Here is a 268-nt window from a genome sequence, read left to right on the forward strand (position 1 = left end):
CTATTCCGTTTCTCAATCAACATTTTCTTTTGTAAAATGAATGCTTCCCTTCGGTTAAATGAAGGATTAGTAATGATTTCTTTAATCTCTTTTAAGGAGAAATCGAGCTCCTTGAAAAATAGTATCTGCTGCAGCTGTTCAAGATTCTCTTCAGAATAAAGCCGATAACCGGAATCGGTCGTTTCCTGAGGAGTCAATAATCCAATTTGATCGTAATGATGGAGAGTGCGTATGCTTACTCCAATCAGGTCAGCTACTTCTTTTACTT

The 268-nt window shown here is 36.9% G+C and carries 1 protein-coding gene; it reads right to left on the minus strand.

Annotated elements, in window-relative coordinates; all coding sequences use genetic code 11:
• The coding region (locus SB658_RS24395; RefSeq protein WP_410602948.1) for a MerR family transcriptional regulator at positions 1-268 on the minus strand (268 nt) is incomplete at both ends.

This window comes from Bacillus sp. SIMBA_008 (genome assembly GCF_046535495.1).
In the GTDB taxonomy this organism is placed as follows: domain Bacteria; phylum Bacillota; class Bacilli; order Bacillales; family Bacillaceae; genus Bacillus; species Bacillus subtilis.